The organism is Candidatus Avelusimicrobium sp., from assembly GCF_056976295.1.
Genome location: NZ_DBMCTG010000015.1, coordinates 1 through 13354 on the forward strand (window position 1 = coordinate 1; position 13354 = coordinate 13354).

12 protein-coding genes are annotated in these 13354 nt (G+C 48.1%); 9 read left to right on the forward strand and 3 right to left on the reverse strand.

The window, feature by feature from the left end:
- On the forward strand, positions 1 to 849 hold an 849-nt coding region (locus ACZOTW_RS06375), incomplete at its 5' end, for a hypothetical protein (RefSeq protein ID WP_483997789.1).
- Positions 850 to 924: 75 nt separating this feature from the next.
- On the opposite strand, the gene dut is transcribed toward ACZOTW_RS06375, so the two are convergent.
- The 3 genes from dut to ACZOTW_RS06390 all read right to left on the reverse strand — a co-directional run bounded on the left by dut (position 925) and on the right by ACZOTW_RS06390 (position 2644).
- On the reverse strand, positions 925 to 1356 hold the full coding sequence (dut, locus tag ACZOTW_RS06380) for a dUTP diphosphatase (protein ID WP_483997790.1): 432 nt from the start codon (positions 1354 to 1356) through the stop codon (positions 925 to 927).
- 1 nt (position 1357) lies between these two features.
- Positions 1358 to 2392, reverse strand: a complete 1035-nt coding sequence (locus tag ACZOTW_RS06385) for a HEAT repeat domain-containing protein (RefSeq protein WP_483997791.1) — start codon at positions 2390 to 2392, stop codon at positions 1358 to 1360.
- Between the two features lie 84 nt (positions 2393 to 2476).
- The gene (locus ACZOTW_RS06390) at positions 2477 to 2644 is read right to left on the reverse strand and encodes a hypothetical protein (protein ID WP_483997792.1); all 168 of its coding nucleotides are present in this window, start codon (positions 2642 to 2644) and stop codon (positions 2477 to 2479) included.
- Between the two features lie 122 nt (positions 2645 to 2766).
- Between ACZOTW_RS06390 and ACZOTW_RS06395 the strand changes: the two genes are divergently transcribed.
- From ACZOTW_RS06395 to ACZOTW_RS06430, 8 genes are all read left to right on the forward strand, one after another.
- Entirely contained in the window at positions 2767 to 3726 is a 960-nt protein-coding gene (locus ACZOTW_RS06395; protein ID WP_483997793.1) for an alpha/beta hydrolase-fold protein, read from the forward strand.
- Between the two features lie 357 nt (positions 3727 to 4083).
- Positions 4084 to 4614 carry an OmpA family protein gene (locus ACZOTW_RS06400; protein WP_177746742.1) on the forward strand — a complete coding sequence of 177 codons (531 nt, stop codon included), beginning with the start codon at positions 4084 to 4086 and terminating at the stop codon, positions 4612 to 4614.
- 210 nt (positions 4615 to 4824) lie between these two features.
- On the forward strand, positions 4825 to 6240 hold the full coding sequence (locus ACZOTW_RS06405; RefSeq protein WP_483997794.1) for a hypothetical protein: 1416 nt from the start codon (positions 4825 to 4827) through the stop codon (positions 6238 to 6240).
- A gap of 428 nt (positions 6241 to 6668) precedes the next feature.
- Positions 6669 to 8816, forward strand: a complete 2148-nt coding sequence (locus tag ACZOTW_RS06410) for a SpoIID/LytB domain-containing protein (RefSeq protein ID WP_483997795.1) — start codon at positions 6669 to 6671, stop codon at positions 8814 to 8816.
- Positions 8817 to 10055 (forward strand): glycosyltransferase family 4 protein, encoded by a 1239-nt coding sequence (locus tag ACZOTW_RS06415; protein ID WP_428045965.1) that lies wholly within the window; start codon positions 8817 to 8819, stop codon positions 10053 to 10055.
- Positions 10055 to 11290 carry an acyl-CoA dehydrogenase family protein gene (locus ACZOTW_RS06420; protein ID WP_483997796.1) on the forward strand — a complete coding sequence of 412 codons (1236 nt, stop codon included), beginning with the start codon at positions 10055 to 10057 and terminating at the stop codon, positions 11288 to 11290. Before ACZOTW_RS06415 ends, ACZOTW_RS06420 begins: the two co-directional genes overlap by 1 nt.
- 6 nt (positions 11291 to 11296) lie before the next feature.
- Positions 11297 to 12094: an electron transfer flavoprotein subunit beta/FixA family protein gene (locus tag ACZOTW_RS06425; RefSeq protein ID WP_483997797.1), complete on the forward strand. Its 798-nt coding sequence runs from the start codon at positions 11297 to 11299 to the stop codon at positions 12092 to 12094.
- Between the two features lie 12 nt (positions 12095 to 12106).
- Positions 12107 to 13093, forward strand: coding sequence for an electron transfer flavoprotein subunit alpha/FixB family protein (locus ACZOTW_RS06430; protein WP_483997798.1), 987 nt, complete (start codon positions 12107 to 12109; stop codon positions 13091 to 13093).
- The last annotated feature ends 261 nt before the right edge of the window (positions 13094 to 13354 follow it).

Below are 13354 nucleotides of genomic sequence, written 5' to 3' on the forward strand. Positions count from 1 at the left end.
ATGGTAACGTATTTCCCGGTGAAATATGTGGCATATAGCCAGGTAGATGTAATGAAACAAATGGACGTCGGCTTAACCTCTGCCTGCCAAATGAACTTGGGCTGTACGGCAGACGAGGGTTTTAATACAGGTAAATCGTTGCGCGTAAATAACTTATTAAAGATTGCAGGGGGAAAACTGGAACTAAATGATGCGCCTGCAATAGAAGGTAGCACCGCGCGCATTGGTAGCGGTAATGGCGTGGGTGATTTTAATTTTGAAACCAGTTTGCGCGTAGGCAACTACAAGCAAGGTTACACGCTGCAAGCGGATAATATGTATTTGAACGAATTAAATCTGTTCGGCTATAAATTCCCTAAATGTGAGGGGGAAACAATGAGTTGGCAGAAATTAAAACTCAAAAACAAGGAAGAGGTGTATTTGGTCTGCGGAGAGCCGGAAAAGGCAACCCCTGATGAAACTCCGAAATCGTGCCCAAGTGGTTATACCTATGAGTCGTCTTCTAATAAATGTTGTCGTTCTGATGCCCCGTCTTCAACGTCTATGTCTTATGCTTGGGGGGCCCCAAGTAACTGCGATACACCTGATAGCAAGACTGTAAGTTATCCAGGGCTGGGAAGATGTACTTCCTCTTGCCCGCATAGCACTTGTGTAAGATCGGTTACCAATATGTCGGCACAATTTTCTACGGGAACGAGCGAAAAGAAAATGGTGCCGGTGAATCAGTTAACGTGTTATAACGGAAGATTGGTTTACAGAGAAAAAGGGACCGTTTATGATAAACTGGATACTATTATGATAACGTTTCTCAAAGAGGAATGCCCGCGTTCTTGTGTAGATCCCCAATAAAAGATTAAGTCGTATTTTAAAAACAGCCCCGGGAGATGTATTTCCCGGGGTTGTTACTTACCAAATTTACTCCAATTATTTGCTGCCCGTACTGCCAAAGCCGCCTGTGCCGCGGGACGTGCCGGAAAGTTCATTGGCCTCTTCAAACGACGGGTACAGCGTGGGCAAAACTACCAGTTGCGCAACTTTTTGTCTGGCTTCAAACACAAATTCGCTGTCGTTTAAATTGTACATACACACAAGCAGTTCCCCGCGGTACGGTGCATCCACGAGTCCTGCCATTGCTTTAATGCCTTTGCTTTCCACCGAACTTTTGCCCCAAATAATGCCCGAGGTGTTTTCCGGCAGTTCCACGGCAATCCCGGTGCGAACTTTCACTACCGTATGTGCAGGCAAAACGGTGCGTTCCAAGGCGAACAAGTCTGCGCCCGAATCGGTCGCGTGTGCGCGGTGCGGGAGCAGGGCGCGCGGGTCCAACTTTTTGGCTTTAATAATAGGTTGTTGCATATTAATTCATTAATTTTTCAATTTGCGTAAGCGCGTTTTGCGCGTAAATGCGTACATTTTCGTCGCCTGTTTGCACGAGCACTTTCAACTGTGGAATTAAACTTTTTAAAAGCCCGGTGTCAAAGGCGCGGTCCGACGTATAAGTAAAAGCATCAGGGTTGGACAGTACACCCGCCATATATGCGGCGGCGCGGGCGGCATTAATACGTTCGTTTTTGTTGGCTGACAGCAGTCCCTTTCGTACTGTATCCACGGCGTTGCCCGTCATAAACCCAAGCGCAAGCGCGTAAGTGGCCGCGGCGGGGGAATTATAATCGCGGCGGAGTTCTTTGGCTACTGCCGCCAAGGTGTAAGCGCGGTTTTTGGCAAGTCCGGTAGCAATTTGGCTCTGTACCGAGGGCACCGTTTCCGTTTTGGCCATCTTCAAAAGTTGTTTGGCGGAACCTTCGCTGTGCAAAGAGGTAAGCCACGCAGCGGCCGCGGCACGGGTGTTGTCATCAGCGGAGGACGCGGCCTGCTTTAAATATTTCAGTTGCGCCTTGGCATCGTCCGTCAGCACATTTAAGGAACGGACGGCAAAGGCCGGGTCGTAAGCGTACAAGCGTACCACATCAAGCGCATAGTTCTGGTCGTTGGGGTTTATAATGCCATAAGCCCCGGCGGCGTACGAGCGCAAAACAAGGTCCTTGCTTTGCAGGGCATTTTGCAAAACGGGGGTTAATTCCTCATATACCGCCCCCATAGCCGTAATAATAACGGCGGCAAAGGTTTGTTTGAGAGCGTCGTCGTTCTTCAAAACTAAGTTAAAAAGGGCAGGCTCCTGCGCCTTGGACGGCGGATTTTTTACCAAACTGGCCCCGGCGGCAAAAACGGTGTCGGGGTCTTTGGAGGAGCGGAAAATTTGCAACACGCGCTGGTTTTCCGCCGCGGTGCGGTTATTTTTTTGCAGAAGCGGCAGGGCGCTTTGCAGGGAGTTTTGGGCCGAAGCCGATAAGGCGGCGCATAATAAGGCCGCTAAAAAAAGGTGTTTTTTCATATTGTTATTATACCATTATATCCGCGCGTGCCGGGGCACAAAAAACCCGGGCGCGTGGCCCGGGGAAAGGAGGAGGGAAAAAAATTAATTGCCGGCGGCAATGGCTTCTATCAATCGTTCGGCGTTTGCGCCGTCTTTAAAGCGGTTCTTTTCCTGATTGGCGTAAAAATTAAAATTATCCTCGTTTTTCAGTACAACAATTCGCGTTCCTCCCAGCGCTAACAAAAAGCGCAAGTTGTTTTTGTTTTTCATAATTACCCCACATTTTTCTCATTTGTACATTTATAGAATACCTGTTTCTGTGGGCGCAAACAAGGGTCTTTGGACCCAAGAAAAATTAGGCCCCGGCCTAGGGGATATGGTACAATACCCCTATGAAAAAACTATTTATTTTACTTGTTTGCCTGCTTTGCGCGGGCCTTTGCCGGGCGGAAGAATCCCGCCTGATTATTAATCCCGGACGCGAAACCTTTGTGCATTTTCCGTCCGAAATTATGGGCGATAAATATACGCTTACCGTTTTTTTGCCCGAAGAATTTGTGCCCCTTTCCAAACGCTACCCGGTGGTGTATTTGTTTGGGCCGGGACCAAAGCAGGCCGAGGCCGGGCACGCATTAGCCGCTAAAGAACAGGTGTTGGCGGTGGCGGTTAATTTTAAAGAAGAAGATTATAAAGAGGCGGACAAAATCGTGCGTTTTTTAGCGCGCGAGTTGGTGCCATACATTGATACCAATTATTTAACGCTTGCCACGCCTTCCCGCCGCGTGCTGGCGGTGCAGGGGGAGCCAGCCGCTCGGGTGGCAAAGGAACTTTTCTATAAACCTGAGTTATTTGGCGCGCTCGCGCTTTTTTCGCCCAAATCCGAGGCCGGAAATTGGGGAACTTTGCCCGATAATGCCCGCGTGTTTGTGGCGGGAGAACAAAGCGAATTGGCCGTGGCGCAGGCCTCTTTGGAGCGGGTAAATAAAACCTATGGACGCGATTTTGCTTTGGCCTATGGACCCGGGGAAACGGATTGGTTCGGCGCGTTGCCGCTTGGGTATCTGCTTACTGCGCCCGAAAAAGCCTCGTTAAAGCGTTTGCAGGCCGCCTTATCGGCTAAGGAGTTGGTACCGGGTAATACGGTTGCCTTGCGCGTCAAGGCGCGTTTAAAGGGCGGTTTCTTGTTTGATTATGTGCCGTCTGCGGTGCGGTTCAGCCCGCCGTATTTGGTATGGAACGCGGGCTTGGGCACCTTGGAAAGTGTGCCGGGGGCAGAGAGCGGAAGCATAAAAATACGGGGCGGTGTGGATAAAATTACGTTTTCCACAAAAATTACGCTTAAAAAACAATAAAAATGCCCGAAAAGAGGCGTTTTATGCAAAAAAAAGTAAACTTGTCAACAGTTTTTTGAAAAAGTTTAAAAAATAGGCAAAATGGGGCCTTTTAGAAAATCCCCGACGGGAAAAATGGAAGTTTTTATTTTATTCCCCTATACAATGGGCAAGTTATCCACAGAAAAACAGACTTATCCACAGGGTGTGAAAACCTGTTGCCGTTTGAGCCTGTAAAAAAGCCCCTTTTAAACCTTAAATGTAGAGTGCCGGGTAAGTTATCCACAACTTATCCACAGTGTGTGGATAACACGTTTGAAAATAAAATTATCCGTAGCGGGCGCGCTTTTGCTATAATCAAAACAGGAGGATTTTTATATGAAATTAAGAACCTTTTTATTATTTTTATGTTCAGCAGCCTTGTTTGCGTGTGCATCCTCGCAAAAAAATGACGAGGATATTCCGCGTCCCGCCAAGCGCGACCCGGTGATTGACGAACAGGCCAAGAAGAACGAAAAACTCTATAATCAGAGCGAAGCGCGTATGGCGAAAACCTTGCGCTTGCCCGCGATTACTTACGAATTTGACTCTATCCGCCCGCCGGAATATGCCTATCCTTTCTTGGATAAGGTGGCTAATGTAATGAAAGATAAAACTTCCTTGCACTTGATTGTAGAGGGCCATACAGACGTGCTCGGCACGGCGGAATATAACTATTGGTTGGGTGCTTCCCGCGCCGCCGCGATGAAGGCGTATTTGGTTAGCCGCGGGGTAAATGCGGAGCGCATCCGCATCCACTCGTACGGCAAGGACAGACCGCTTACCCTGGATAATTCCAGCGATGGACGCAGAACCAACCGCCGCGTGGAATTTTCGTTTACCACCCGCAGATGGAATTCTATTTATTAGACTGTTAAGTTAATATCTTATGTTGCCACCCCGGAGAATTTCTTTCCCCGGGGTTTTTGTCGTTGGTTTTCCGTTATCCCTTTTAAAAGTGTTGTTTCCGTTTTTTTTTTTGCTAAAATTTTGAGCATTAGGACCGGATATACCCGGATATAGTCGCCGTATAAAAACGCGTATAAAAGGCCGTTTGGGCCGTTTATGCAAGGGGAAAAAATGAAAAAAATCACACTTATCTCCGCCTGTATGCTGTTATTTACAGCCGTCAATGCGGAGCAGATGCAGTTTGTAACCATAATGTCAGCCCCGGTGGGTAACTTTGCCCGCTTGGACGCGGCAGATCCTACACACGTTACGCGTGTGGGCAAAGACGGGGATAGCAGCAGCGGATATCTTAACTTTTGTAATACGCGCTCTGGCGTAGGGGATATTATCATCAAAGGGGCGGGTGCGTATTTAAAACAAATAGATATCCAAAACGGAACAACGTTGGGTAGCACCAATACACCCGAATACCGTTTAGGAGAAAACCTGAGCATAGAAAACGGCGGAACGGTAACGGCAGGGCGCATTATGGCGAATGATGTTACGTTTAAAGATACGAATTTCCATAAGAGCAAAGTAACAAATACTATTTACGGGAACGACATATCCGTAATGGGTGGAAAAACGGACAATATGGAGATTGCCTCCACCGCTAAAATTAACAAAGGTTCGCAAAATTCCGCCTATTTGGATAAAGAAATGGAGTGGAGCAACGAATATCAATGCGATTATAATTCCTCTTCAAACACCGAGGGCGAAAGCGTATGGGGTACCGAATATGTGGACGTAAAGGAGTATATTGGCAATAATTCTGATTATTTGTCGGGTAAAAGTGCTCCGTGGTATCAACCGGGGGATGCTTCCCGCAAGTATGATGTACAATGTGATTGTGTTTATTGCTTTGAGGAAGGCTCAATACAAGCAATGTCTAAGGCTAATTGGGCGGATTTCTTTACTGAAATATGTAATGAGCACGGCGTTAATGGGGGAGATGCTCACGCTTATAATTTGGCGACGTGGGCAAGCACCCGCAGAGATCCCTCCTTTTATGAACAGGAAAGTTTTAATGCCGGTAGGAGATTCTATACTGCGACGCCTATTTTGGACGGACGTTATGGTAGCAATAGTAATACTGAACTTGTGAATAATGCCTCTTGTGGAAATGATATTGGAGATATCGGACCTTCTGATTTATCTAAACGTGCCAAATCTTATGCAATCGGATGTTTGTTTCGTATGGGGAGTGATTCCTATGGAAACGCAAACTATGGATACAATTATTGTGCGTTTTGGAACTGCCGGGTAAAAGAACCGGGGGAGGGAACCTCTCAGGAGTGCAAGACACCGAAATATACCTCTTACTTGCTTAAATCCAAGGCCCGAGTGTCCACCGGGGGCGGCGGCGATAGCGGATCGGGTGGAAATACTTGTGAGAATGATACCAACCGGGTTACGTGCGAAAGTTGCGGGGGTACTTGGAGTGATTCCAAGTGTGCCTGCGATTGTGGGTGGTATCAGGGAAATTCTTGCCAATTTAACCCTAAAAGAGGTTGTGTTTGCGGAAATTTGGTTAAGGCCTGCCGCTAGTTTGTAATTAAGTTCTTGTTTAAAACCTCCGCCCGGCGCGGAGGTTTTTTAGTGTTTTTTATTAATAACGACAGATCCCCGACAGAAACCTTCGGGGATGACGAAGGAAGAACATATTCACCAAACCCTCGGGGATGACAATGGAAAATGGCCTTTTATAAAAAAGAGGTCATCCTGAATTTAGTTCAGGATCTACTGCTTGGGTAGTTTGTTGTGTCGTTATCCAACAAGGTCATACTGGAAGGTTTCTGTCCAGTATCTGTTGTTTTCCTCTTATTGAGTAACGACAGATCCTGGACTACAACTTTCCAGGATGACGGCAACGACTAGCGACACAATCGGTAGATTCTGAAACCTATTAATGGACTCCGTATAGAAACCTTACAGCGTGCCGTCCGCTGGGGCACTGTATTTGGTATAATTTGTATATGAGAAGATATATCTTTTTTGCGGGTTTTTTAGTCTTGTTTGGTGTGGGGGCGGGTTTTTCGCAAACGACTGCGGCGGATAGTAATGTTTTGCCGGCACAGACGGTTAGCAAAGCCTCGCTGGCCGCCAAGCACGCAGACAGCAAGTTAAACGAAACCGTCTTGCATAAAAGTGTGTTAAATTATTCCTTGCCGCCAGAACTTGCGGAAGTGGCCCAAAAGTGTGCGGCGGGGGAACCCGACGAGTGTTATTTTTCCTATAAAACCTTTGAAAACGCCGCAGACAGCAAACTCGCCGCCGCGGCAAATTTGGAATTATCTGTTTTATCCTTGCAGCGCGGCCTAGTCAAGCAGGCTTTGTCGTATATCAACCGCGCGTGTGAACTAAACCCGGACGACCCCTTTATGGAACTTACGCGCGGGTGGACATATTTAGCCGCCGGAAAATATAAAAAAGCGCGTAAATCGTTTGATGATTTGATGTACCTGACCGCCGATTTTGAATATGTTTCTTCGTCCAAAACGGGTAATGCGTTATCTTGGTATTTAAGCGGAAATAAAGAAAAATCCGCCGCCGAGTGGCAATACTTATATACGGCTAACCCGTATAATATTTCCTTTGTATCTTATATGTTGGGCAAAATAGCCGCGGAAATGAAGGCTTCGCGCCATCTGGCCCCGGTGTTTTTGCAGCAGGCTTTAACGCACGACAGTAAAAACTACGCGGCGGCTAAACTGTTTGCCCAACTGGCTGAAAAGGATAAAAACAAACTCCGCTCTTGGCAGTATTACGCTACCCTTTATAGTCTGGACCCCGATAATAAACAACTGGCTAAAAAAATCGCCAAATATTCCAAAGAGTTTGGAAATAAAAGTATTGATTACTTGTTTTATTTGCGCTTGGACCAACCCATTGTGCACGAACTGCCCTCTACGCCTTCGCCAAAAATAAAAATGGCTCTCTATGCTAACCGCGAACAAACCCCGCAAGAATTACAGGCGATTTCTTTCCAACCCTCCGGCACTGCAACAGTAACGGACGAAAAACTGGGTGAGGTGCTGCGTGTGCCGTCGTATATAGACAAGCAGATTGTTTTTAACCCGCTGACGGGCGGCGTGGATTTGCAAAATGCCAAAGGTCATATAGAATTTTCCGCCAAGCGGCCGTTTACCATTTCACTCGTTCACCCGGAACGGACCTTGCTTATTAAAAATGCGCAGGCTGAAAATATTTTTTCGGCTGATTTGAGTGATAAAGAATTGCAAGGCGAATTGATTGTTGTGCCCACGTCCGGCGGGTTTATGTTGGTTAATAATGTAAATGCCGAAGATTTAATTCCGGCCTTGCTTGCTTCCCGCGTGCAGAGCATCACACATCCGGCGGCCTTGGAAGCGTTTGCCGTGGTGCTCCGTTCGGCTTTGTTGCAGGCGGCAGAAGAACAAAAAGACCGGCCCTATTTTATTACAGATAATGATACCGATTTTAAATTTAAAGGAATTAACCTTATCTTTAAAACGCTTTTGGATGCCTCCAAAGAATCTGCCAAAATCCGCCTTACCCAGGCGCAGGCAGGTTCGTATGATAATTGCGGCGTCCTGACCGCGGACCAAATTCAAAACACCGCGGATAAACCGGGCTATATTTTCTCGCCCGCCAATGTAAGCAAATATCTCTTATCCAATCCTCCGGCCGATTTGTATTCCCGCCCGCAGGACCCGACCCAATGGTCCGGCATTAAGTGGATGTATGTTTACGACGGAAAAGAGATTCAAAACCGTATCGCCTACAAACAAAATATCGGCAAATTGCGCGCCATTATGCCCACTTCGCTAACGCCTAACGGGCGCATTTTGTCCATACGGTTTGAGGGCAGCAAAGGCTCGTACGAAGCCAAAACCCCGCAGGAAGCCGCGTTTATTTTAAGCGCCGGCACAATGCGTTCCAACCTGTTTGATATTGTTCCGCTCTACAAGGGGAAAAATATCAAAAGCGTCTTGGTGCGCGGTTATGATACCGGGTTTGGTTACGGCCTGTGCTTGCAGGGGGCGGACGGTTTAGCCAAAAAAGGTATGGATTATAAAGGAATTATTAAATATTACTTCCCCAATGCCCGTATCTTAAATACTACCACAGGGACGATTAATTAAATGGAAAAGACGAAAATTCTGTACTTTATTACCCGTATGGACCAAGGCGGCGCGCAAGCCAGCGTGCTGACTACATTAAAAACCCTAAATAAACAGCAGTTTGAAACCTATTTGGCAACCGCCCCCGGAGGACGGTTGGATTTTAAACTGAAAAATGATGCCGGCCGCGTATTTTTTATTTCCGCCTTGCGCCACGATATCCGCCCGCGTTATATATTTCACGATATCTGGGCGGTGTGGCAAATGGGCCGCGTTTTACGCCAAGTAAAGCCTGATATTGTGCATACCAACGCCCCCAAAGCAGGCGTATTGGGGCGGATTGCCGCACGCTTGTTTTGGCGCAAAGCCAAGGTGGTGCACACCTTTCACGGCTTGGGCTTTGCCAAGGAACACGGCGCAAGACAGTTTAAATTTTTTGTGGCGGTGGAAAAGTTCTGCTCCCGCTTTACGAATGTGCTTGTGTTTGTTTCCCGCCGCAATGCCGCCGAAGCCAAGCAACTGGGTATTGGCAAGGGTGTGAGGACGGAACTCATCCGCGCGGGGATTAATTTTAATCCCATTTTGCCATTGAAGTTTGACCCAGCCGCCAAGAAGGCCTCTTTCAAAATTCCGGCCAATGCCAAGGTGGTATTAGCCCTTGCTAATTTTAAACCGCTTAAAAACCCGATTCATTTTGTGTTGGCGGCTTATAAGGTGTTAAGCCAAATGAAGAACGTCTATTTTATTTTTACGGGGGAAGGCCCTCTTAAACAGACGGCTGAAAATTTGGCCAAAAATTTAGGTATTGAAAAGCAGGTACTTTTTCCCGGGTGGAGAAGTGATGCCCTGGAACTGCTGGCAATCAGTGATGTGTATGCCAGCGTGTCTTTGCGTGAAGGGTTGCCAATGTCCCTTTTGGAAGCGATGGCAATGCGCGTGCCCGCCGTTTGCTATGATGTGGACGGCATCGGCGAGGTGATTACCAATAACAAGACGGGCTTTTTAGTGAAACCCAACGATATTAACACTTTTGCCGATAAGTTGAAGGTGCTCTTGCGCCACGCCGCTTTGCGCGAACGGTTTGAAGCCGCGATTGACCACCGCGATTTTGCGGAATTTACGGCTTCCACAATGGTTAAAAAGCAGGAACGCTTATACCGCAGTTTAGTTCCGCCCACTAAAAAGAACGGCGGCAAACGGCGCTTTTTCCGCCGCCGTTACCGCAAACCCTCTAAAAATTTTAATCAGGGAGATAAATAATGGATTACGCAATTAACGAAATGGAGCAGGAAGTTCTCAATACAACCCGGGAACTGGCGCAAAAGAAATTAAAACCCTTGCGTGCCGAAATGGACGCCAAGGAACAGTTTTCCAAAGAAATGCTTGAAGAATACAAAAAATCCGGCATTATGGGGCTGTGGCTTCCCGAAGAATACGGAGGTCTGGGCGGCGGGATTACCTGCCTTGCTATGGCATTTGAAGAACTTTCGCGCGTGTGCGCCGGCCTTGCTTTAACGCCTGGTACGAGTGCTTTGGGGGCTATCCCGATGTTTTTAGCCGCTACCAAGGAACAGCGCGAACGGTGGTGCCCCGATTTGGCTTCCGGCAAAAAATTATGGGCCTTTGCCTTGACGGAACCCGAAGCCGGCTCTGATGCTACCGCCTTAAAAACTACCGCCATTAAGGACGGAGATTTTTATGTGGTAAACGGTACAAAACACTTTATTTCCACAGGCAAGGAAGCAGATTTCTACACCGTAGCCGTCAATACTAACCCGGCCCGCGGGGCGCGCGGTATTTCGCTGCTCGTTATTGAAAAGGGTACGCCCGGTTTTTCTTTTGGGAAAAAAGAAGAAAAAATGGGTATCCGCTCTAATCCTACTTACGAACTTATTTTTGAAAATGTCCGCGTACCGAAAGCCAACTTGCTTGGCAGCGAGGGCCGCGGACTTTTGTATTTGCAGGAAACATTAGATTATTCCCGCCCCGGTGTGGCCGCGCAGGCCGTAGGTATTGCGCAGGGCGCGCTGGACGAGACGATTCCTTACTTGCGTACCCGCAAACAGTTCGGGCAGCCGATTATTACGTTCCAGGCCTTGGGGCACAAAGTGGCCGAACTTGCCGCCAAAACCGAAGCGGGCCGTGCGCTTGTATATTCACTCACGCACCGTATGGATACGGAATATTTGCCCGCTGTCAAAAATGCGTTGGCTAACGGTACTACGGTGCACGACGAACTCAAAAAATTAAAAGGCGTACGCTGGACCAAATACAGTGCCGAGGCCAAGTTGTTCTGCTCCAACGTGGCTATGGAAGTGGCCGACGAGTGCGTAACACTTTGCGGCGGGGTTGCCTATATGCGCGATTTCCCGCTTGAAAAGTATATGCGCGACGCCAAAATTACCCAAATTTACGAGGGCACCGTGCATATTCAAAAGAACGAAATTATCACGGCGCTTATTAAAGAATATGCCGCCAAAGGCGATGAGGAGTAAACTTTTATGCACATTGTAGCCTGTGTTAAACAAACCCCCAAATCTGATAATGTAAAAATTGACCCGGCCACCGGATGTTTAATCCGCTCCGGCGCCGCCAGCGCGATGAATCCTTTTGACGAGTACGCCCTGGAAGAAGCCGCAACCTTAAAGGAACAAGTGGGCGGAGTGGTGTCCGTTATTACGATGGGCCCGCCGCAAGCCGAAGCCGTCTTGCGCGACAGCATAGCCCGCGGCGCAGATTACGTCTATCAACTGGGCGATATGGCCTTTGCGGGTTCGGATACCTGGTCCACCAGTTATGCCTTATCCAAAGGGCTTGAAAAGATTAATTCTATCCGCCCCGTGGACCTGATTATTTGTGGCAAACAAACTAACGATAGTGATACCGGCCATATCGGGCCGCAGATTTCCGCTTGGCTTCAAATGCCCAATGCGGCATTTGTAAAAAAAGTGGTAGAAGTAAAGCCCAAATCTATTGTGGTGGAACGCTTGACCGAGGACGGAAGCGAAGTTGTGGAACTGCCGTTTCCGTGTGTGCTGTCCGTGGTAAAGGAAATCAACAGCCCGCGCGTGAGAAGCGTAAAGGGCCGTATGCTTGCCAAACGGGCCGAGGTTACCAAGTGGACGGCGGACGATATCGGTGCGGATAAAAATAAATTGGGTATAAAAAACTGCCCCACCCGCGTGGTAAAGTCGTTCGTGCCCAAGCGCGAAGTTTGTTCTGTTGCCGTAGAGGGTGCCAACGGTAAGGAAAAGGCCGCCAATTTGGTTAAAATTTTAAAGGATGCCAAGTATATTTAAGGATAAAACGATATGAAAGATTTTAAAAATGTTTGGATTTTTGCCGAAGCCCAGCGCGGTAAATTAAGCCCTACCGCCTTTGAACTTTTAACCGCAGGCCGCAAACTAGCCGATGATTTGGGCGAAAAATTATGTGCGGTGCTTTTAGGCTATCAGGTGGAACGCTTTGCCCAAGATTTGTTTGCCCGCGGCGCTGATGTGGTGTATGTCTGCGACGACAAAGCCCTTGAAAACTATGTGGACGATATCTATGCCAAAACCTTGGCGGGAATGATTGAAGCCTACAAGCCCAACAAGTTTTTGCTCCCGGCTACCAATATGGGGCGTTCGTTATCGGCCAAAACGGCGGTGTTTGTTGGCACCGGGCTAACGGCAGATGCTACGGAAGTGCTGATTAACCCGGCAGACGGACAACTCCACGCCACGCGCCCGACTTTTGGCGGCAATTTAATGGCTACCATTACTTGTGCGCACACCCGCCCGGAAATGTGTTCCCTGCGCCCGATGTCTTATGAAAAGGCCGCTTTGCAGGCGGGCCGGACGGGCGAAGTGGTAAAATTCCCGTTTGATGCGGCAAAATATACCTCTTTGGCGCAGTTTATCAAATTTATTAAAAGCGAGGGAGAAGGCCTGGACCTTTCGGAAGCCGAAGTAATCGTAGCCGGAGGCCGCGGTGTAGGTAAAGCGGATGGCTTTGACTTGCTTAAAAAATTGGCAGACCGTTTGGGCGGAGCCGTGGCGGCTTCCCGCGCCCCGGTGGACAGCGGGTGGATTGACTACCGCTACCAAATCGGGCTGACGGGCCGCACGGTGAAACCGAAACTTTATATTGCGTGCGGTATTTCGGGCCAAATACAGCATATGGCCGGGATGAGCGGCTCCGACGTGATTGTAGCCATTAACAAAGACGGCGAAGCCCCTATGATGAAGGTGGCTAATTATGCCGTTCAGGGGGATTTGTACGACGTTATCCCTGCTATGTTGGAAGCCCTTAAATAGTATTAAGAAGTAACTTTTTGATTGCGCCCGGGTCGGAATATTTTTCTGCCCCGGGTTTTTAATTCTAGGAAAGGGTAAAATAAAGGCTTTTTGATATTCCACAAAAAACTGGGTAAATTCCGTTCCGTGCAACACAAGGGCTTGACCCGGTTTTTAATTTTTTTGTAGATTTTATCTAATGGCGAGCCTGTGAGGGGGACCGTATGCGGCAGTTGAAAGCCGCTAAAAAAGGTGTCTTGCTAATTCTTTCTGTCCCTCCTC

Bases quoted from the DNA above. Each gene is read 5' to 3' on its own strand.
- ACZOTW_RS06405 (WP_483997794.1), top strand. From the start codon at position 4,825: ATGAAAAAAATCACACTTATCTCCGCCTGTATGCTGTTATTTACAGCC.
- ACZOTW_RS06395 (WP_483997793.1), top strand. From the start codon at position 2,767: ATGAAAAAACTATTTATTTTACTTGTTTGCCTGCTTTGCGCGGGCCTT.
- ACZOTW_RS06425 (WP_483997797.1), top strand. From the start codon at position 11,297: ATGCACATTGTAGCCTGTGTTAAACAAACCCCCAAATCTGATAATGTA.
- ACZOTW_RS06420 (WP_483997796.1), top strand. From the start codon at position 10,055: ATGGATTACGCAATTAACGAAATGGAGCAGGAAGTTCTCAATACAACC.
- ACZOTW_RS06410 (WP_483997795.1), top strand. From the start codon at position 6,669: ATGAGAAGATATATCTTTTTTGCGGGTTTTTTAGTCTTGTTTGGTGTG.
- dut (WP_483997790.1), bottom strand. From the start codon at position 1,356: ATGCAACAACCTATTATTAAAGCCAAAAAGTTGGACCCGCGCGCCCTG.
- ACZOTW_RS06385 (WP_483997791.1), bottom strand. From the start codon at position 2,392: ATGAAAAAACACCTTTTTTTAGCGGCCTTATTATGCGCCGCCTTATCG.
- ACZOTW_RS06400 (WP_177746742.1), top strand. From the start codon at position 4,084: ATGAAATTAAGAACCTTTTTATTATTTTTATGTTCAGCAGCCTTGTTT.
- ACZOTW_RS06415 (WP_428045965.1), top strand. From the start codon at position 8,817: ATGGAAAAGACGAAAATTCTGTACTTTATTACCCGTATGGACCAAGGC.
- ACZOTW_RS06430 (WP_483997798.1), top strand. From the start codon at position 12,107: ATGAAAGATTTTAAAAATGTTTGGATTTTTGCCGAAGCCCAGCGCGGT.
- ACZOTW_RS06390 (WP_483997792.1), bottom strand. From the start codon at position 2,644: ATGAAAAACAAAAACAACTTGCGCTTTTTGTTAGCGCTGGGAGGAACG.